1 pseudogene is annotated in these 228 nt (G+C 57.9%); it reads left to right on the plus strand.

What is annotated here, in order from left to right:
• A pseudogene (locus SB753_RS42395) lies at nt 1-228 on the plus strand (carbohydrate ABC transporter permease); the annotation flags it as partial.

Below are 228 nucleotides of genomic sequence, written 5' to 3' on the forward strand. Positions count from 1 at the left end.
CTACAAGTTTCGCGGCAACACGACGCTCTTCGCGACCTTCGTCGCGGGCAACTTCGTGCCGGTCCAGATTCTGATGATTCCCGTGCGCGATCTGTCGCTGAGCCTTGGGGTGTTCAATACGCTCGGCGCGCTGATTCTCTTTCATGTGTCGTTTCAGACGGGGTTTTGCGCGCTCTTTCTGCGCAACTTCATCAAGCAGTTGCCGTATGAACTGGTCGAGGCGGCGCG

Origin of the sequence: Paraburkholderia sp. SIMBA_053 (assembly GCF_046534895.1) — a bacterium.
Classification (GTDB): domain Bacteria; phylum Pseudomonadota; class Gammaproteobacteria; order Burkholderiales; family Burkholderiaceae; genus Paraburkholderia; species Paraburkholderia caledonica.